The sequence below is a fragment of the Amphibacillus marinus genome (assembly GCF_900110345.1).
In the GTDB taxonomy this organism is placed as follows: domain Bacteria; phylum Bacillota; class Bacilli; order Bacillales; family Amphibacillaceae; genus Amphibacillus_D; species Amphibacillus_D marinus.
This window is the reverse complement of sequence record NZ_FODJ01000001.1, coordinates 99,666-120,141: the sequence shown is the minus strand read 5'-3', so window position 1 is coordinate 120,141 and position 20,476 is coordinate 99,666. Positions and strand designations below refer to the sequence as shown.

At 38.4% G+C, this 20,476-nt stretch carries 19 protein-coding genes; 8 read left to right on the top strand and 11 right to left on the bottom strand.

The window, feature by feature from the left end; translation table 11 throughout:
- Positions 1–13: 13 nt before the first annotated feature.
- The 7 genes from bcbE to BM000_RS00630 all read left to right on the top strand — a co-directional run bounded on the left by bcbE (position 14) and on the right by BM000_RS00630 (position 6,370).
- Positions 14–1,282: a bacillibactin exporter BcbE gene (gene bcbE / locus BM000_RS00660; RefSeq protein WP_281245841.1), complete on the top strand. Its 1,269-nt coding sequence runs from the start codon at positions 14–16 to the stop codon at positions 1,280–1,282.
- Between the two features lie 273 nt (positions 1,283–1,555).
- Positions 1,556–2,098 carry a sigma-70 family RNA polymerase sigma factor gene (locus BM000_RS00655; protein WP_091493596.1) on the top strand — a complete coding sequence of 181 codons (543 nt, stop codon included), beginning with the start codon at positions 1,556–1,558 and terminating at the stop codon, positions 2,096–2,098.
- Complete coding sequence (locus tag BM000_RS00650; RefSeq protein ID WP_091493593.1) at positions 2,098–2,526, top strand: hypothetical protein; 429 nt, start codon at positions 2,098–2,100, stop codon at positions 2,524–2,526. Before BM000_RS00655 ends, BM000_RS00650 begins: the two co-directional genes overlap by 1 nt.
- On the top strand, positions 2,526–3,620 hold the full coding sequence (locus BM000_RS00645) for a hypothetical protein (protein WP_091493591.1): 1,095 nt from the start codon (positions 2,526–2,528) through the stop codon (positions 3,618–3,620). Before BM000_RS00650 ends, BM000_RS00645 begins: the two co-directional genes overlap by 1 nt.
- Positions 3,620–4,513, top strand: coding sequence for a hypothetical protein (locus tag BM000_RS00640; protein ID WP_091493588.1), 894 nt, complete (start codon positions 3,620–3,622; stop codon positions 4,511–4,513). The genes BM000_RS00645 and BM000_RS00640 overlap by 1 nt, the downstream gene beginning before the upstream one ends.
- A gap of 151 nt (positions 4,514–4,664) precedes the next feature.
- Positions 4,665–5,426, top strand: coding sequence for a GNAT family N-acetyltransferase (locus BM000_RS00635; protein ID WP_091493585.1), 762 nt, complete (start codon positions 4,665–4,667; stop codon positions 5,424–5,426).
- Between the two features lie 245 nt (positions 5,427–5,671).
- Entirely contained in the window at positions 5,672–6,370 is a 699-nt protein-coding gene (locus BM000_RS00630) for a metallophosphoesterase family protein (RefSeq protein WP_091493583.1), read from the top strand.
- A 209-nt stretch (positions 6,371–6,579) separates the two neighbouring features.
- Here BM000_RS00630 and BM000_RS00625 read toward each other — a convergent pair whose 3' ends face one another.
- The 4 genes from BM000_RS00625 to BM000_RS00610 form a co-directional block, all read right to left on the bottom strand.
- Positions 6,580–7,338 (bottom strand): alpha/beta fold hydrolase, encoded by a 759-nt coding sequence (locus tag BM000_RS00625; RefSeq protein WP_091493580.1) that lies wholly within the window; start codon positions 7,336–7,338, stop codon positions 6,580–6,582.
- 115 nt (positions 7,339–7,453) lie between these two features.
- A complete protein-coding gene (locus tag BM000_RS00620) occupies positions 7,454–8,992 on the bottom strand; it encodes a glycoside hydrolase family 43 protein (RefSeq protein WP_091493578.1) in 1,539 nt (512 codons plus the stop codon).
- Positions 8,993–9,049: 57 nt separating this feature from the next.
- Complete coding sequence (locus BM000_RS00615; RefSeq protein ID WP_091493575.1) at positions 9,050–10,585, bottom strand: glycoside hydrolase family 43 protein; 1,536 nt, start codon at positions 10,583–10,585, stop codon at positions 9,050–9,052.
- A 3-nt stretch (positions 10,586–10,588) separates the two neighbouring features.
- Positions 10,589–12,712, bottom strand: a complete 2,124-nt coding sequence (locus tag BM000_RS00610; RefSeq protein ID WP_091493573.1) for a glycoside hydrolase family 3 C-terminal domain-containing protein — start codon at positions 12,710–12,712, stop codon at positions 10,589–10,591.
- A gap of 129 nt (positions 12,713–12,841) precedes the next feature.
- Here BM000_RS00610 and BM000_RS00605 point away from each other — a divergent pair, with 129 nt between their 5' ends.
- Positions 12,842–13,627 (top strand): helix-turn-helix transcriptional regulator, encoded by a 786-nt coding sequence (locus tag BM000_RS00605; RefSeq protein ID WP_091493570.1) that lies wholly within the window; start codon positions 12,842–12,844, stop codon positions 13,625–13,627.
- Between the two features lie 21 nt (positions 13,628–13,648).
- Here the strand turns inward: BM000_RS00605 and BM000_RS00600 are convergent, their stop codons facing one another.
- From BM000_RS00600 to BM000_RS00570, 7 genes are all read right to left on the bottom strand, one after another.
- On the bottom strand, positions 13,649–13,900 hold the full coding sequence (locus BM000_RS00600; protein WP_091493567.1) for a DUF4190 domain-containing protein: 252 nt from the start codon (positions 13,898–13,900) through the stop codon (positions 13,649–13,651).
- 211 nt (positions 13,901–14,111) lie between these two features.
- Positions 14,112–15,590, bottom strand: a complete 1,479-nt coding sequence (locus BM000_RS00595) for a phytoene desaturase family protein (protein WP_091493565.1) — start codon at positions 15,588–15,590, stop codon at positions 14,112–14,114.
- Positions 15,587–16,696, bottom strand: a complete 1,110-nt coding sequence (locus BM000_RS00590; protein ID WP_091493561.1) for a glycosyltransferase family 2 protein — start codon at positions 16,694–16,696, stop codon at positions 15,587–15,589. Before BM000_RS00590 ends, BM000_RS00595 begins: the two co-directional genes overlap by 4 nt.
- A 4-nt stretch (positions 16,697–16,700) precedes the next feature.
- Positions 16,701–17,426 (bottom strand): lysophospholipid acyltransferase family protein, encoded by a 726-nt coding sequence (locus tag BM000_RS00585; RefSeq protein WP_091493559.1) that lies wholly within the window; start codon positions 17,424–17,426, stop codon positions 16,701–16,703.
- Positions 17,410–18,141: a carotenoid biosynthesis protein gene (locus BM000_RS00580; RefSeq protein ID WP_245751535.1), complete on the bottom strand. Its 732-nt coding sequence runs from the start codon at positions 18,139–18,141 to the stop codon at positions 17,410–17,412. The genes BM000_RS00585 and BM000_RS00580 overlap by 17 nt, the downstream gene beginning before the upstream one ends.
- 167 nt (positions 18,142–18,308) lie before the next feature.
- Complete coding sequence (locus BM000_RS00575; protein ID WP_091493557.1) at positions 18,309–19,535, bottom strand: peptidase U32 family protein; 1,227 nt, start codon at positions 19,533–19,535, stop codon at positions 18,309–18,311.
- 17 nt (positions 19,536–19,552) lie between these two features.
- Positions 19,553–20,476: a peptidase U32 family protein gene (locus BM000_RS00570; RefSeq protein WP_091493554.1), complete on the bottom strand. Its 924-nt coding sequence runs from the start codon at positions 20,474–20,476 to the stop codon at positions 19,553–19,555.

The following is a 20,476-nucleotide window of genomic DNA, read 5'->3' as shown; positions in this document are numbered from 1 at the left end:
TGAAAAAAACAGTATCGTCCATAATAAGAAACAGCTTCAAAATCTACTTGAAACGGACGATATGATGATGAATGATAAGAAACTGGATTTACTTGCTTTAGCATCAATACCACTTGTAATGACCTTAGGAAATTCTATGCTTATCCCGATCTTACCTTTACTGGAGCAGGAACTTAGTATATCGAGTTTTCAATCGAGTATGGTAATCACGGTCTATTCAATTATTGCCATTATTCTCATTCCTTTTGCGGGTTATTTGTCTGACAAGCTTGGCCGCAAGAAAATCATTATCCCAAGTCTAATCATTACAGCTATTGGTGGTGGCCTTTCTGGTTTTGCGGCATGGAAGCTAAGCTCACCATATTTGCTCATTTTAATTGGTCGCTTTTTACAAGGTATTGGAGCAGCGGGAGCTTTTCCGGTTGTTATACCAACAGTAGGGGATATGTTTGAGCAGGAGGAGGAAATTAGTGCAGGACTTGGCTTAATAGAAACAGCGAATACGTTTGGAAAAGTATTAAGTCCAGTCATTGGCGCTGCTTTGGCTTTATTAATCTGGTACGCACCGTTTCTTTTTATCCCAGTTATTTCACTAATCGCAATTTTATTAGTTGCGTTTCTCGTTAAATCACCAATAGAAAAGAAGGAACAGAAAACCACATTTAAACTGTTTTTTGCTAACATTAAGACGTTGTTTAAAAAGAAGGGGCGTTGGCTCATTAGTATTTTTTTAGTGGGCTGCTTAAATATGTTTGTCCTGTTCGGAGTTCTTTTTCATTTTTCATCATTACTTGAATCAGACTTTGAAATGAAAGGGGTAATGAAAGGATTAATTTTGGCCATCCCCTTACTATGCTTATGTATTGCCTCATTTGTAACTGGAAAGAAAATTGGCAGCAATAAAGTATTGATGAAATGGTTAATTGTCTTTAGTAACTTACTTGCAGGTATGCCACTCATATTTGTGAAGGATGAAATCGGTATTGTTTGGTTCTTAATTATTTTGTCCCTATCCGGAATCGGTATTGGTGTATCCTTACCTTGTTTAGATGCTCTAATCACAGAGGGCATTGAGAAAAATGTGCGTGGCACAGTAACTTCATTATATAGTAGTATGCGTTTCTTAGGTGTTGCAGCTGGTCCACCAATAATTGCACTGATTATGGATCACGTTCACGGGATGTACATAACCTTAGCCATTTTATCAGGTATTGGTGCCGCTATTGCCTTACTCTTAATTAAGCCAAAGCAACAATCAAAGCCAGTTAACATGGTATTATAATAAGTTTAACGTAAAGAAAACATGAGCCACAATACTGAATTGGCTCATGTTTTTACTTTGTGCTTGTTTATCCGTTGCGCGTAGCTCAAGTAGAATTAAGTAAAGGGCAACAGTAACATACTCGTCAGTAAAACAATTATAAAGGCTAAGATAAATGTACCTGTTCTTATGTAAGCGCGATCATTAAAAGTTTTTAAATTTTCTTCTAAAAAAATGTAGTCATGTCCTTTTTATTTTCGTCTAGAGAGATAGAGAGAAGGGAGGGGGGCGAGTATCATTCATGATGATTTATTAATTAAAAAGATCCAGGACGGGCATACACAAGCAATTCGAATCTTAATTGAGCGCTATAAGCAGCACGTTTTTAAAATTGCAATGAGTGTGGTACATAATGAAAAGGATGCTGAAGATATTGCTCAGGAAACATTTATTAAAATGATTGATGCGCTCCCATCTTATCGTTTTGAAGGTTTTAAAACTTGGTTAGGTCGGATGACGTTACACAAATCCATTGACTATAAACGGAAACAGCAACGTCGTAAAGAGGATCTTTCTAACTTTGAACAGGATTATCACTGGGTTGATCAGGGCGATGTTGAAACAGAGGTAATCGTTAATGATTTACAGACGCGTGTTCAGACTTCGCTCCAGCATATGCCAGCAAAGTTCAAATCGGTTGTTGAATGCTATTATCTAGAAGATATGTCATATCGAGAAATTGCGTGCCACCTAGAGTTAGCAGAATCTAATGTAAAAATGCGATTGTACCGTGCGAGAGCATGGATGAAGGAACATTGGAAGGAGGATGATTTTTAATGACACACTGCACCAAAGAAATACTTACTGCCTATTACAAGCAGCAGCTCTCAAATGGAGATGAATTAGGGGTAGAGAACCACTTGCAACATTGCGAGACATGTATGGATTGCTATCTAAACCTGATTGAAGCTACCGAAATACAACAGACAGTCTCTAAGCAGTTTACCGATCAGTTGCTCGTCAAGATAGAAAAACAGGTCATTAAACCAAATCATTCAACTTATAAACGAAAGCAATTAGATAAAACCGTCAGACATTTTCTATTAGCTGCTGGACTAACCTTACTGTTAACATTAGCTGGCCTATTTCAAGAGGTGGCCACGATTACTGATGAATCATTCCTGCAAGAACAAACTTCGATTACCGAACAATTATTAGAGAAGAGTACAGGACTGCTCAATCTGTTTAAAGGAGGAAATAATTAATGAAATCACCATTATTAGCATTTTTCTTAGCCCTTTTTCCCGGGGGTGGTCATTTATATCTAGGCTATAAGCTAAAAGGATTATTATATCCGATTACCTGTATCGGAGCTTTTATCCTTGCTGTCCTGGCTGATTCATTTTGGTATGCCTATGAGGCCGTTTACTTCTTGCTGATCGTCGCACTATTTATCTGGATCATTAATGTTCTAGATATTATAATGACCCTTATCATTAGGGGCAATAGCATTCGGTCGATGAGCCAAATAGAGCAAAATGAGCATATGATAAAGCTTAACCAGGATGCTTTCTTAAAAAATGAACGCGTAACAACGATTCTTTTATCATTAATTCCTGGTGCGGGGCAATTTTATTTGGGATTGGCACAACGCGGGTTAACGATCATTGCTGCCTTCTTCGGCATTATTTCAATGGTATTATTTGTTGGAATGGTTGTTACACCAGAATTTACGATCTTTTTATTTGCTTTACCCATCCTGTGGATTTACAGCATGTTTGATGCCATTCAATTGCTTAACAAAAAACAAGCTGGTGAAAAGATTAAAGACCGAACCATTTTTGATGATTTTAAACAATTTCGAGAGGACGGGAAGAAGAGTAAGCTACTCGCAACTATTTTAGCAATTTTCCCTGGAGCAGGACATATGTATCTTGGTTTACAAAAAAGAGGACTACAGCTCATGGCTGGTTTTCTGTTATCGGTTTACATTCTCGATGTGCTAAATTTAGGGCTCTTTCTGTTTATCATTCCAATTATTTGGTTCTACAGCTTCTTTGATGCCTTACAGCTTGCTAATCGAGCTGAGTATGAACAGGTAGATGATATTCCGATTATTAATTATTTTGTTAATCACCAGAAATGGATTGGGATCGGCTTAATAGCACTTGGGCTGTTTTACCTATTCGATGCCATTGTGCTACCAAGTCTATCTAATTATTTTATTCGTATAATGGGCATCAACCTTTACTATTATTATAGTCAATATCTGCAAATGGCGGTTGTGTCATTGTTGTTAATTGGGGTTGGCATTCGCCTGCTAAAAGGTTCAAAAAAAGCAAAGCAGGGGGTTAAATAATGAGACATTGGCGTGTTGGTTCACTTTCAATGGGAATCCTATTAATTACGCTTGGAATAACGTTATGGCTAGCTCATTTTTTTGAATGGGATATTGAGCAAGTCGCAAGCTTATTTATTCCGTTTTTGCTGTTGCTAATCGGAACCGAAATTATTGTTCATTCAATCCGTTCTCGTCGAGAGCAGGCACTCATCAAATATGATATATTCTCAATTTTTTTCACTGCTTTTATTGGTTTCTTAGCTGTAATTCTACTGCTAATTTCTTCAACTGGCTTGTTTGCAGCAATGCGGCAGAATGTATTTGCTCAAGAGCATGAAATTGCTGTTGAACCATTTACTAAGCTAATTAATGAATCTGTTAATAAAGTCGTGATTCAAACAAATGATGCGCAGGTTTCATTAACCAACAACACAACGAATGAGTTATCAGTATTTGGTTCCCTGCAAACAAATGCTGATAATTTTGCTAGTGACCTTGATTATCTTAATGTTAATCAAGTTGGAGATATTCTCTATCTAACCATTTTAAGACCGACTGAGTATTACGGAATTGTAAATACTTACCACCACTATGACCTAATGATTTCAATTCCAAGTCAGCTAGATGTAGAGGTAAATTCATTTCTTTCCCAACTTGAGTTGGATTTAACCGTAATTACTGCTAATTGGGACATAGCGGGGGTGAACGAATTATTAATTCGAACTGATGATACTACTAACCATCAGGTCAAAGTGACAACTGAGCAGGATTATTCCGGTGAGTTAAGCAACTGGGGGCAAACGCCAAGCGCGATAACTGAAGGCATGTATCAATGGCAAAAGACATTCGGCGATGGGCAGTATCTAATCACAGTCAATGAAGTATGGGACGTCGTTGAAGTAATTAATTAAACAAGGATAGCAAGTTTATAAAACTCAAGGGCTAATTTCTAGTGTGAAATTAGCCCTTGAGTTGCTCATATTCATTTCATTAACCCACGGATGCAAGAAAACTTGTGCTAAACTTGGATAAGATAGAATATATTTTGAAAGGTTGATTACCATGAATCTTAATCTAATACCAGCAAAAGATAGCAAAGCATTAGCTTACTTTTTAGCAACGATGAACACTAACCAGCAGCATCATATTGGCTATTGTGGTGAGGATAGCGAGGAAATATACGACACTTTAACGAATGATTTCTCTGATCTTACTTTGGAAGATTCATTTATGGTCGCATATCATAATGACCAAATCATTGCAGCAATAGGAATTGATGTTGATTTAGCAACTGGGGTCGCCGAAGTATGGGGACCATTTGTTAAAGACCATGATCTGGAAATTGCAGACTTACTTTGGGATCAGCTTAAGAAAAAAGGGCAAGAAAAAGTCAAACGATTTGCTTTTTTCTTTAATAAAGACAACACTTTTGTCGAAGCGTTTGTAAAGCGCCATCATGGAAGAAGTCAAGGTGGTGATTTTGTTTTACAAAAATTACGCTCTAGCTCTGTTAATTACGGTTGCTCAGACCTCGTTACTCCTTTTTCACTTTCAGACCGGGACTCTTTTATCGAGCTTCACAATCAGTCATTTCCAGGTACATATTTCACTGCTGAGACCATCCTGAAGCGCTTAAATAGTGTTAATCAGTTGTTCGTTGTCAACGATCGTAACTCAAGTGTTATCGGTTATGTTTACCTTGAAGCTAATTCGGATTATAATGAGGGCAATATTGAGTATGTTGCAGTAGCAGAGTCTCAGAGAAAAAACGGGTTTGGTAAGTTGCTTATTAGTAAGGCCGTTGCAGAGCTTTTTTCTTTTTAACAAATTAATAAAATAACTATTTGTGTTGATGCTGATAATTATGCAGCAATTAACCTCTATGGTGCCTTAGGGTTTGAAGTAAAGTATGAATTGCTAAGCTATCAACTTTGAATGAATAAAGGTGTCAAGCAATGCATGATTCAAAATTTTTAAGTGTTGCAAGCGTAATTAGTGATCTGGTGGGTACTATAAGGTTCGGTTAGTTTAAAAGGATAATACCTAAATTTACATAGGGAGTTGTTAAAATGCGTGTAGCAGCTATTTATGACATTCACGGTAACTTGTCAGCATTAGAAGCCGTTTTGACTGAAATTAACAAGAATCATGTTGATCGCGTTATCGTTGGTGGTGATTTAGTTTGGGGTCCTGAACCACGTCAGGTTATGGAGCTGTTACTAAAGCAAAAGGATGAGTTTCTGTTTATTAGGGGCAATGCAGATCGTGAGGTTGCCACTCGCTATACAAAGGGGTTGGATGAACTTACAGCTAAATTAAATAATTGGTGTGCTGATCAATTATCACCACATCAATTAAGTTTTTTGAATAATTTACCGGAAAAATTATCTTTAAACATCGACGGGCTAGGTGAGGTTCTATTCGTACACGGTTCACCACGAAGCGATGAAGAAGCTATTCGAGTAAGCACCACAGAAGGTGAAATTGAGTCAATGCTTACAAGCACAACACAAGAAATCATTGTTTGTGGACATACGCACATTCAATTTGATCGGGTAGTTGCTAATAAACGCATTATAAATCCTGGTAGTGTGGGCTTACAAAGTCGAGCTACCGGAGCTTGCTGGGCTTTATTAGGTCCAGAAATTGAATTAAAGATGACCCAATATGATGTAAAGAAAGCTAATGCACGCATTCTCAAGTCTAGTGCACCATATAAAAAGGAATTTGCTAAACACTATTTAAATCCGCCGTATGTGGGGCCATGATAATTAAATGCGAAATTAAGAAAGTAGTATTAGCATGATGTACTTAAACAAACACAAGAGGAGAGAGTCATAACCTTGACAGGAAATATCAGTGAATAATTATATTTCTATTCTAGTTTACATAATATATATTATAGGAAGTCATCGGTGAAAAAAAACCTATAGTCTCATAATTAAAGTATGCTTAAGAAAGTGAGACAAAAATAAATCTACACGTGCTTAACAAAATTAATAATGAGTTGATTAAACACATCTGGTTTCTTTGCCGGAATTTGATGTGAACCATCATCGACATATGCTAACTGAATGTGTGGTTGCGAACGATACAGCTTTGCATAATAATGTGTGAAGTCACGGGTGTCACCATAAATAAATAAACTTGGACAAGCTATTTGTTTTACATAATGCCGAATATCCACTTGATAAGTGTTATGATAAAATTGGGCCCATTTTAATACGTCTGACTTATTAATATGCTGCTTCAATCTTTGTTTCTGCTCTTCATCTTGTGCATTGCTTGCTGCTAGTCGATTAGCTAGAAAATGACTCGAATGATCAATTATTAACATTCCTGCTATGTAAATACTTCTTAATAGTTGCGTTGATACCTTGGGGAAACCTCCTGAAACAATTAAAGCGTTAACGCGGTTAGCATATTGGCTCGCAAAAATTTGCGCAACAATACCACCAGCTGAGTAAGCACAGATAATGACTGAGTTAATGTTCTCCTGATCTAAAATGGCTTCAATTTCCTGACAATATTGCTTAATAATGTTGCGTTGATACGGCGCAGTAGACGCACCGTGACCACTTAAATCAGGCATAATTAATTTAAATTGCTGGCAAAGTGGAGATTGATAGTGAAAGACCAATCGCCCTAGACCAGGCGGATGAATAAATAAAATTGGCTGACCAGCTCCAACGACTTCATAATATATTTTTGACTGGTTAAATGCAACACACTTCACTTTCGCCTCTCCCCTTCACTATTGTTATTTATTATGGATTCTAGCTAGCACTAATATACAGTGAAACGCAAACAAACAGATTTATTTAGAAAAATCTAAGTCTGTTTGGTTTAGCTTATTTTAGATACTTAAACGTGCTAAATCGTGCTGAACCTTCAAGCTCTTTAGTTGCAAAACAGAATAAACCAAAGCGGCAGCCAGTAAAATGATCAAGCTTAAATGCTACTTTATGGTCAATGCCAATTTGCTTAAACAATCCATTATCTTGATAATAGAATTGGGTTACATCCTTCATTTGATCAAAATCTGCTTTAAGTTTAAGGGTAACAATTGGTGAATCAATTGCTACTCTCCCCCACTCTTTACCTGGTGCATGATCATGATCCATTGCTTGTAGGCTCATGTTATCAAGCTCTCGTGAGTGCATAACCAAATAATATTGACCGTTTGCTTTAGTTACACCGACAAAGCCATAAGCACCTTGAAAGGCACAGAGACCAGCAAAGTCGCCTTCCATTAGATCAGTGGCGTCAAGCTGTACTTCTGCTGAGCAGCTTGGTAACAGCATACGCTGTGTTAACGTATTAGGCGCTTGAGTTAAGTTCTTAACAACTTTTGTTGTGCTGATTTCAAAATAGCCTTCATTTGTGTTCACTTTAAACCCTGACTCATTAGGCTCATGATTAAACTGCCATTTTGGATCTAATCCATAGTACTGTGGGTACGTTGTTTTAAAATCATCACCGCTAACTAACGGTGTGTAGCTGTGAATCGGTCGTGTACTGGTGGCCTTGAAGACTTTTGGGACCTTGCCAGCCACCCCAAAAACTGGGTAATCTTCGTTCCACTCTATAGGCAATAATACCGGTAAGCGCCCTACTGCACCATGATCTTGAAACAGGATCGCGTACCACTCTCCTTCTGGTGTATCTACTATCCCACCTTGTGCTACACCCTGACCACAATAATCGCGTGTATCCTGAAGAACATCACCACCTACGTACTGACCGTCAATAGAATTAGACTGATAACATGCCTGCACCCGCATCCAGCGGTCAGGGAGTGAATGAATTAAAAAGACATAGTATTTTCCGTTAATTTTATAAAAATGAGCACCTTCATAGCCAAGGTTAGGGTTATTGTGATCGGTCACAATAATTTTATGAATACCATCATGCTTCGGTCCTGTGAGCTCATTGTTTAGCTCTGTTAGCCAAATATCCTTATTGCCATATACGAGGTAAGCGCGCTCATCATCGTCAAAAAACAAAGAACAGTCATGGTAAAACCCTTCAATAATACTTTTTTGCCATGGTCCTTCTATATTTGCTGAAGTATATAAGTAGGTTGTTCTCGTATCATTGGCAACAAAGATAATGTAAAATTTATTCTTATGATAACGGATTGTGGCTGCCCACATTCCCCTGCCATAAATATTAGCATGTTCTTCTAATTTTTGTGCTGGTGTGCTATCTAATTGATCATAAACAAAGGTGGCATGCTCCCAGTTTACCAGATCATAAGACCGCAGTATTTCACAGCCTGGCATAAAGTGCATTGTCGTTGTCACCATATAATAGGTATCAGCTACCCGAATAACATCAGGATCTGGATAGTCTAAAGGAATGATGGGGTTTTGAACTTCCTTGATCATTTTTATCCTCCTTTATTAAGGGCCAAGTAAATAGTTACTTAGCCCAATAGTTAATGATTAATCTTCTTTTGTACTTTGTAATGCTAACCACTCAAAGTCAGCATAACCCGGGTCAGATGTAGTTGATGTTGCATAGATGCCTAGCGTACAGCCAACAAATCCACCAGCTACTTCAGTACTTAAATAATGCGAATCAATATTCTCCGCTATTACTAGCTCTTTTCCATCCGCATGGCAAACACCTTTTACTCGTTGGCCGTTACCAATTAAATTTAGCTCCAGATTCTTTGCTTCAATTGCTTGAGCGCCAACTATTGATTCCTCACCATCAATAGTCGTAATCAAATTAATAACAGTTCCCTTTTCTTCACTTACAGCAACTAACCGAATCGAATACTTGTCATTCTGCAAAATGACTAAGCCTGCTTCTCCGCCAGGCTCTAAGGCTAGCTCTAATCGTGTTGATAGTTTATACCACATCGATTGCTGTCTTAGTCCAAGATATGTTGGTGAAGCTAGTTCATGGATAGTTTTAGTCGTTGGATAAAGCCGTAACCAGCCTTGTCTTGTCTGATTATCATAATTGTTTATATTAGGATTTCTTAAAAATAAGAATTCTGGTTTAAATACATCAAATGTATGCTTTGTTGTCTGTTCAACAGGAACGAGTGGTAATTGATGATCTTGTTCGTCTAATAATTGTCCCTTACCTGGATTCACAACGGCCCAGCCATCTTCCCAAATAACCTCAGCCAAGAAAGTTTCTCTACCCAAATTACTGTAGCCATCAAAAATTCTGCTAGCTAAACAAGTCATATACCAGTTACCATCAGTTGTTTCAACTAAATCACCGTGTCCAACATTACAGACAGGAAAATCTTTTCCTAAGTGGCGGTGTGTTAAAATAGGATTGTTTTTATTTCCAATGTATGGACCGTCAATCTTTTCACTTCGCGCCATCGTCACACAATGATTAAAGCCAGTTCCGCCTTCAGCAATCATTAAGTAGTAGAAACCGTCCTTCTTGTAAATATGAGGACCCTCTGGCCAGACCACATCTCTTAATGCACCATTCCATAAACGGGTACTCACACCAATCAGCTGCATCGTTTCTAAATCAAGCTCCTGTAGCCACACTTCCCAATCGCCATTAAAATTTGGTCCTTCAGGGCGAGGGCGCGTGCCTACATAATAGCACTTGCCATTATCATCAAAGAATAGGCTTGGATCAATACCTGGAGCATGGTCAATAAAATAGGGATCAGACCATGGACCAGTTGGATCGGTTGCTGTTACTAAAAAGTTACCACCATGACTTACATTTGTGGTAATCATATAGAAGGTACCCTCGTGATAACGGATGCAAGGCGCAAAAATCCCTTGTGAGTGCTCAGTATCTAGCAGCTTTAATTGTGATTCACGGTGTAGAGCATTACCGATCTGCTTCCAATTAACAAGGTCTTTACTATGATAAACCGGTACTCCTGGAAAGTAGGCAAAAGTCGATGTAACCAGATAGAAGTCATCACCAACAGCACATACAGAAGGATCTGGTGAAAACCCTTCAAGAATTGGATTTTTAAATCTATTCATAAATTAACCTCCGTTTGGATTAAGCCTAATTTTAGTAGCTAAGGTTTTAATCCCTGTTAAAGACTCTGTAAGCTTACCAGGTGAGGCAACATTAACGAATATTTCTGCCGCAGTTCCCGCTAATTTTCTGTTGCCATCAGAATCAGTAACCGCTAAATTAGCAACCGGTATTGTTAAATTAATTCTCTTCTTAGCGCTCTTTGGTAATTCAACACGCTTAAAGCTGATTAATTTGTTGTTTCTAACTTCATCTTCTGCATTTGTTCTCCCGTATACTTGGATGACCTCATCAATCGCATATTTATCGTCATTTTCAATCGTGATAGACACTGACAGACTTTCACAATTTTGTTTGCAATCAAGATCACTTAAGCGCACGTTTCCATAAGTTAAACCATAGCCAAACGGATAAAGCGGTTCTTCCTCTAAATAGCGATATGTGCGATTTTTCATTACGTAATCATTAAAGTCTGGTAAGTTATCCGTATTCTTATAGAACGTAATCGGTAATTTACCACTTGGACTTCTAAGTCCAAACATTATATCTGCTAATGCAGTACCTCCTTGACTCCCTGGATACCATGCTTGAATAATTGCTTTAATGTGCGGATGGTCTTCAAATCCATTCAGAGACAGTGCAGATCCAGCAGCTAGTACAACGACAACTGGTTTATTAAGCTCTAGTACCTTCTTCAGTAACTGCTCTTGAACAGTCGGTAGATGTAACTTTTCTTTATCACCAGAACCATAGACATTGCCAGAATCACCTTGTTCTCCTTCAATTGTTGGGTCTAAGCCTAAGCAAAGGACAACAACATCTGAATGCTTTGCGGCTATAATTGCTTCTGATTCACGCTCATGTTTGCTTGATAATGAAGATTCCGCATGTTCTTGAAACAAGTGACAACCCAATGCGTAGTAAACCCGTCCATGTCCATTCATTTCATTTTGAATACCTTCTAGGAACGTGTAATAGCGTGAAGCTGTCCCGAAATAATTTCCTCTCAGCGCTTCAACACTAGCGGCATTTGGTCCAATAACTGATACAGCACTCAGCTCCGTCTTATTCAAGGGTAGAAAATCATCATTCTTTAATAACACCATTGATTTTCTAGCTGTTTCAAGTGAGAGCTGACGATGCTCCTCGCAATCATTTACTTCAAACGGAATACTGTTGAACGGATTGTCTTCAGCAAACATACCGAGCCGGACACGGGTTGTATATAATTCAACCACTGATGCGGTAATGTCAACTTCAGTGACAAGGCCCTGTTCAATTGCCTCATGAAGCGCATCTGAAATGTTTCCAGCGCAGAGATTACAGCCAACCTTCATTGCTAGTGCCATTGTCTCAGCTGCTGTATCCGTGTAATGATGGTGAAGATGGACATCCTCTAGAGCCGCATAATCAGAAACAACATGCCCTTTAAAATTCCATTCATTTCGTAAAATTGATTGCATTAATTCAGGATGTACACATGCTGGTACGCCATTAACCGCATTATAAGCGCCCATAAAACTTTCTACGTCAGCCTCTTTTACAGCTGCTTCAAATGCAGGTAAGTAGGTCTCATAAAGATCCTTTTGGTTAACCTCTGCATTAAATGAGTGGCGGTCTGCTTCGGGTCCACTGTGAACAGCAAAGTGTTTTGCACAAGCTGCCAGTTTTAAGTAAGGCCCATCTCCTTGCAAACCTTTAATAAAGGCGACACCTAGTTTGGCTGTTAAATAAGGATCTTCACCATAGGTTTCCTGTCCCCTTCCCCAACGCGGATCACGAAAAATATTAATATTTGGTGACCAATAGGTTAACCCTTTATAGATATCATGGTCACCCTCTGCATGGTATTGGTTATACTTAGCCCGTCCCTCTGTTGAAATCACATCTGCTACCTTCTTTAATAAAGCATCATCAAATAAGGCGGCTAAGCCAATCGCCTGTGGAAATACAGTCGCTACACCCGCTCTTGCAACGCCGTGCAATCCTTCATTCCAATAGTTATAATCAGTGATCCCTAGTCGGTCAATTGCAGGTGCTCTAAAATTAATTTGTGCGATTTTTTCAGCTAAGGTCATTTGGTTCACAATCTGCTCAGCTTCTTTCCGAGCTTGTTCATGAGAAATCATTTCGCTACCTCCGTCATATATTAAGCGTCATCTGATACGCCTTATAGCCAAATTGTAAGGCTTAAGCGCTTGCAAAAACAAGACATTTTCCGTATAATAATGGACAAAAAATGTAGGAGTTTAATAATTATGATTGAATTAGAAAAACACCATTACGGCGAGAACTTAGCAGTTGTTCAGTTCCACCCAGAATCACTGACTTATCCTGAGCATTTACATCGGAGCTTTGAACTTGTTATCTGTCGTGAGGGTAGTTGTCTCCTCTCAATTGAACAGACGCTATTTCAGCTAAAGAAAAATGAATTGGCGCTGATCTTACCATTCCAATCTCATTTTATTAAAACAGTAGCATACTCTCAACTTGATATTCTGATATTCTCACCTGAGTATATAGACGATTTCTATACAAAGGTTGAGGATCTTGCCTTTGATAACCCGGTGATATCATTGGCGGATAATCTCTTAGCTACATTACAGGAACCACTCTTTAATACCGATTCATCATACCATCGAAAATCTGGCCTGTATCACATCTTATATTTGTTCGAGCAGCAAAGACAATTAATATATGCGAAGAGTCACCAAGGATTGACCGCACAAATGTTAATCTATATTGACCAACATTTTCAAGAAAATTTAACAATTGAGCAATTAAGTACTGCTTTAGGTTATAGTGAGGCATATGTCTCTAAGTTAATCGCGCGCCATTTAAACAGTACGTTTCCAAGGCTGGTCAACAATGTACGAATTAATCATGCCTGCTTTCTGCTTGCTCAATCTCAAGATTCTATTACAACTATTTCTGATCGCTGTGGCTTTCAAAATGTAAGAACCTTTAATCGTAATTTCAAAACAATAATGGGAATGACACCAAAACAATATCGACAAACCATTACCATTGCGAACCCAAACTAAGAGCACATGAAGACATGTGCTCTAAAAGAAAATATAACCTGTTTCAATCAGATAGCTAAAAGAAACGAAGGCTACAATTATAGGTAAAATAAAACTAATTAAGCTAAGAATGATACTTGAAATAGCTAATCCTTTCCCCTTTTGCCTACGTTGTTTAATTTCACTCAAACCGATAATAGCGAAGATGACTGCCCCAATCGCTAGAGGATAAGTAATAAACGGAAAAACAACTGAGCTAACAAGTCCACATACTGCTAGAATTAAAGCTACCATAGCCTTTTGATTTGTAATGGAATAGATAGGTTGTATAGGTGAATTCTCTTCTCCTTCATCATAAATCTGGGCAGCTAGTTGACGACTGGATAAAAAGCTAGCTAGAGTTTGATTAACAGCTTCTTCCAGAGAATACCCCTGAGTCAGTTTTTCATCTATTAATTGATGAAGATGACTTTCGGTTTCAGCAATATGTTGCTTTCTTTCGTGCTCAGCTTTTCCATCCGTATCTTTTCATAATTTCCTTTGCAACAAGGATTCCGGAACTTACTACCATTGGTGTCCCTCCTCCTGGATGGGTTGAACCGCCCACGAAAAATAAATGTTCATAATACGGGTCTTTGTTTGCTAGCCGAAAAAAAGCTTGACGGAAACTATTTGATGATAACCCGTAAATAGCTCCTTTATAAGCAGTTGTCCGCTGTTGAAGGGTCTTTGGCGTCATGGCATAATGATAACTACAATTAGTAAATATGTCTTCTATTCCAAAATGAGCAAGTTGGTAACTAAGTTGCTGCTTAAGATAATTAATGGTTTGCTCATTCCACTTAAAACGTTCACTAAGTGCAGGAGCATTTACTAATAAGAATAAATTACTCCCACCAATTGGAGCTCGTTCAGGCTCAGAATAGCTTGATTGACAAATATATAGCGTTGGCTGATCAGGCATTCGTCTGTCAGAAAAAATCGCCGAAAACTCCTGATTATAATACTTCGGGAAGAAAACATTATGGTGACGGAGCTGCTGGTTACACTTGTTAGAACCTATTAACATTGAGAAGCCAGATAACGACGGTTCTTTCTTGGCCAGCTTTCGGTGGATCGGGTGCTCAGTAAGCATGTGCTGATAAATAAATAACGGATCGGCATTAATGACAACACAATTGGCTGATCGTTCACCTTGAGCTGTAACGACCCCTGTCACTTTTCTTTGTTTAATAATGATACTTGTCACGGGAATGCCTGTTTGAATATCCACACCGAGTTCTTTAGCTAAACGTTCCAATGCACGAATTAATTGATAGGTACCTCCTTTAATGCCCCAGATGCCTTGCTCCCCCTCTAAATGAGCAATCATTCCATAAATAGCTGGTGCTTGAAATGGGGATGAGCCTACATAGGTCGCGTACCGTCTAAATAAATTTAACGTATTAGGGTGCTTAAAGTATCGCTTCAAATGTCGATCAAGATTTTGAAATGGATGGATAGTCATAAAATCTCGAATTAAGCTAGGAGAAAGCTTAGCCTTAGTTGAATAAAGCAATTGATTAAAAAACGAGCGCTCAGCAATTTGGTAAAGACGTCCTGCCTCTGCCAGAAAACCTTGATAATTACGGGCATCATGTTCAGAATAACAGGCAATTTGTTCTGCAACTGCTTCGCTATCTGTATTAAAATCAACAATAGTGCCATCATGGAAAAAATTACGAGTTCCAGTTTTAATTGGATAAAACGATAAATAGTCGGCAGGATTACGATTACAAGTGGTAAAAATAGATTCAAACACATGACGCATCGTAATTGTACTCGGACCGAGATCAAATTGATAGCCATTCTTTTCAATGGTTTGGAGTTTCCCTCCTAAGGTCTGCTCTTTTTCGAAAAGCGTAACAGCAAAACCATCGTAGGCTAACTTTATTGCAGTGGTTAGGCCACCAAGCCCACCCCCTACGACAATAACTTTACTCAAAAATAGCGCCTCCCTTTCCATTGGTAGCCTATACCCCGTTTTTTAGTTAGTACAGATGAATACGCAATAAAAATAACACATAGGACCGATACGGGCATAAATAGACTGTAAAATGGATTAACTCCATTTGAATAATCGGCAAGAGCCTTAGTTAAGATACCAAGCCCAATTAACAGAACAGCAAAAATCCAATCTATACCGGCGATTAACAGCAAAAAAGGTCCTAAATATAATATCAAGTAGTACACGAGAACTATAATTATAAGGGGATAACGCTCATTAACACCAACAAAAATGTTTTTTTGATAACCTGACCAAACTGATTTTGCATCATGATACATTCGCATAAAAGCGAGTGTATCAATTTTTAATAAAGTCGCAGGTTCTTGATTACATTTGATTAATTTAAAAAGTGCCATATCATCAACGATTGTGTCCCTAATTGCCTGATGGCCCCCCACTTTTTGATAGCTACCCTTGCTAATGGCAATGAAGCCCCCGTGAGCAGCAGCGAATACCGGTTTTGGTGAGCGCTGGACCAACCAAACGGGAAGATGAGCAAGAATGACAAACATCATCATCGGGACAACAAGCCTTTCAAACCATGTTCTAACGATCTGTCTAGGAAAGCCTGAAACGATTCCACTTCCTTGTTTCGATAAATATGGCGCTAATGTATTTAAAGCGCCCGACTCTAATCTGACATCAGCATCTAAAAAGAGGAACCAATCACCATTTGCTTCCCTTGCAAGCTGATGACAAGCAAATGATTTACCAAGCCAACCATCAGGTAAGGGTTTACCTTCTTTATATTTAATTAAAGGATAGTTTTTTATCATTTCCCTAACCAAATGCTCGGTTTGATCTGTCGAGTGATCATTCAGAACAATAATCTCATCAGGTAAGAGCGACTGCTGAACAATTGATGTTAAACAGGCTTGAATATTTGAAGCCTCATCGCGAACTGGAATGAGAACAGATAGCTTCACTGATGATTTTGTCGGTGTTTTTACCAGCTTTAATTTAGGGTAATATGCTAAATTAATACTGACGAAAATCAGTTGGCAACTTAAGATAATGAATAACCCCAGCGCAATCAATTCCATTTGTTTATCTTCCCTTCCACATATCCAACCAATCACTAGTTGACCGACTGCTTGTTATCAGGTGTTTAGCAGCTGGATGGCGGTGATAAAGAATGGATTGACTTACTTTTTCCCTTTGGTGCTCATATTGTGTTGTCAATATTTGAGCTAAGTAAGCTGACCATTCCTTTCTTTTACGGTCTGCCCCCTGAAGCAATTGCTCCTGTCCAAACTCAATATGTAGCTTAGGCTTCTGCTCCTCAGCAAAGTAGTAATGAAATGTGACCGGCTTAAGACAAAGAGACGGATAACGTTGAATAATTCGCCCTAATCCGCTTTGCAACTGATAAGGTAGCTTATCCTGATGTGTGACGTTCCCCTGAGGAAAGAGCCAGACTCGATGTCCTTGATCAAGAAGTTGGTAAAGATAGTGAAAGGTTTTGACTAAATCCTTTACTTTGTCACGATTAACTGAAAAAGCACCAAGCTTGCGAAAAAATGGATACTTTTCTAACCCATTCTGATCCATCATTGCAAAATGCTCTTGATCAGACGCAACATAGGTGACATAGAATAAAAATAAGCCATCCCACCAAGAGCTGTGATTAGCAATATATAGAATGGGCAATTCTGTAGTCGTATCCACGTCACCCTCGTACATAACTGTACTAAACTGTCTTTTTATTAAATAGTATTTTAGGTAACGAAAAAACCATTTTTCAAAGTTAGCTGACTTATTTGCGGTAATCATAACGATACCTTCCCTCTACCAGAATAACAAAGCAAATACTGAAGAACCCAATCAAGGTTAAGCCGACCCTAAACGCAAGCATACCAAATAGCAAGAGCATAAGCTGAAAAATGAAGGTAATCCTGCGTTGTCTCCTTTTATCCTTCTGATAGAGAGGAAATAAGTAAGATAACAGTGCCCCCAAGACAAACCAAGTGACAAAATTACTTAAGGGAATATCAAAGTATGCAAAGTTACCTGGCTCATGCCAAGTCCAAAAATTTAATGACACAGCGACAGGATCCAGAATCAGATCAAGCACGACAATCCAAATGCCCGTTTCGAGGGCACGAACAAATTTACCCTTCTGAGTTGAAATACCAAGGCTATTTAGTAACACGCCAACCCAAGCAAGCGCGATTGTAAAAGGAACGCCAATAAGTAATGGACCAAGAGCAGCGCTATAATGATAGGAGCCAAATGGGAAACCTGTTTTAACACTAATCACTTCAACAGCATATGTACTCAAAGCAACTACTAACAAACTAATGACGAATCGCTGCTTACTATTTTCCTGTAACCAGATCAACTCGGCTAAACAGCATGCATATAAAACAAGAAAAACAGGCTTTGAAAAGCTTAAAAATTCAGGAACAGAAAAAAAGACTTGTAGAATAAAACCAATGGTATACCAGATTAAAAAAATTAGGAAGAAACGCATTTGTTTACTTTCCACATTATCGACAACCTTTTTTGTATAATTTTTGTATAGAAAATATATCATACTGTTCCCTAATTTTCAGTTAATTAAGCTTTAGATTTTTAAAAACACAAAAAAATAGAGTGGCATACCACTCTATCAGCATCTATCTATGTTAAAAACTAAGGAGCTCCTGAGCTCTTTTACTTTTGCTTGCGCATCATATCATAATAGTTTAGTGGTTGATCAACCTTAATCTTGGTGATCATCATGGCATGCTTGGCTCGGTCAATCGGCTCACCTTTCTCATTCCATAGCTCAGTTATTGTTTGTTTAAAATGATAGAAGTTGGGACCGAAAAACTCCACCTCATCACCGACACCAAAGTTATTACGCTGTTGAATGGTCGCAATTTGTGTTTGTTCATCATAATCAAGTACCAGACCAGCAAAATCAAATTTCGGAATCCGTTCTGGCTTACCATACAATTGATCACGATGTGTTGGTTCATTGTAATAAAAAGCTGTTGATAATGAACGTTGTGCAGCTTTCCAAATTTCATCAACCCACTCTGGATTTAACTCAAACTGATCAGGGCTATCGAAGTAGCTATCGATAATTTTACGATACACATTAACAACCGTTGCCACATAATGAATACTTTTCATTCGTCCTTCAATTTTTAACGAATCAACACCAGCTTCAATCAGGTCAGGTAAATGCTCGACCATGCTTAAGTCCTGAGCGCTCATCGTGTAATCTTCATCTGCCTGCTCTGATATTGCTGCGTCATCATCGATACCATCTTCAAATAAATCATACTTCCATCGACAGGATTGCGCACAACCACCACGATTAGCATCGCGGGCTGTCATATGATTAGATAAGACACAGCGGCCAGAATAGGAAATACACATGGCACCATGAACGAATGCTTCTATTTCAATATCAACTTTTTCTTTCATTTCTTTAATCTCTTGTACTGAAACCTCACGAGCTAAGACAACGCGAGGAATACCTTCGTTCTTCCAAAACTCTACCGTCTTCCAATTTGCAATGGAAGCCTGTGTACTAATATGCACCTCTAAATCTGGGGCAGCCTGACGACATGCTTGAATTAAAGCGGGGTCAGCTGCAATAACTGCTGAAATACCAACCTCATAAAGCTTCTTAAAGTATGCTTGAGCTCCCACTAGATTTTCATTATGAGCAATAATATTTGTGGCAACATAGACTTTAGCACCGTACTGATTAGCAAAGTCAACCCCCTCCTTCATCTCTTCGAAGGTGAAGTTCCCAGCTTTCGAGCGCAGTCCAAATTGCTGACCACCAATGTAGACTGCATCAGCACCATAATGGATGGCGAATTTTAATTTTTCTAAGTTTCCTGCCGGAGCCAATAACTCTGGCTTCTTTAATTGCTGTTCCATCTGTTTGACTCCCCTTATTAGTAAATCTGTTCTTTAAAATAAAAGCCTGTTCCAATTTTACGTTGGTTTGGCTGAATAGCATAAATTGCTTGCTTCCAACCAAGCTTTTTCATTTTATATTGCTCTGGATCAGCTAAGTACGTATCAATTGCATCACGATAAATAGCAACAATTTGAGCATTGTATGCTGTTGATTTGAGCATACCCTCAATTTTCAGTCCATCAATTTGCGCATCTAGAATTTCAGCTAAATAATCAACCATGACAATATCTTCGTTACTCATAATGTGCGTGCCATTCTGATCCTCAAAAATTGGATAATGTGTTTCTGCTTTTTTTGCTTCTTTAATGTAACGTGTTTTTGATTGATGGTAATCTAGCTCAATATGGTTATAGTAGTTCGTCACTAAACTACGCTTTGATTGGAAGATACAAGACATGCCATGTACTTGAATATCAATTGGAAAGCCAACCTGCTCTTTAATCTCAACTACAGCTGATAACGCCAGCTCGTTAGCTAATGTTGCTCGACGCAATCCCCGCTTATGCCAGAAGTTGAGCGTTTGATAATTAGTGGACAAAGTAGCTGGGTGCCAATTCAACGGAATATCAAAAGCTAAATCAGAAATGATTTGAAAAATTGATGGATCACCTGCTACAATGCCGTCAACTTTAATCGTCTTGAGCTCAGTCAAAAATGACGTTAAAGCATCAATATGATTATTATGAAAAATAGTATTAATCATGATATAAGCACGTTTATTACGCTCATGTAAATAAGCAGTCGCTGTTTTAATTTCCTCTATAGAAAAATGTCCGGCAAGTCGATTGCCAAACTGAGCATCCCCAATGTAAATAGCATCAGCACCTGCTTCAGCTAATTGCTTTACCTCATCAATATCTTTTGCTGTTGCTTGTAGTTCTGGTCGATAACATTGCAT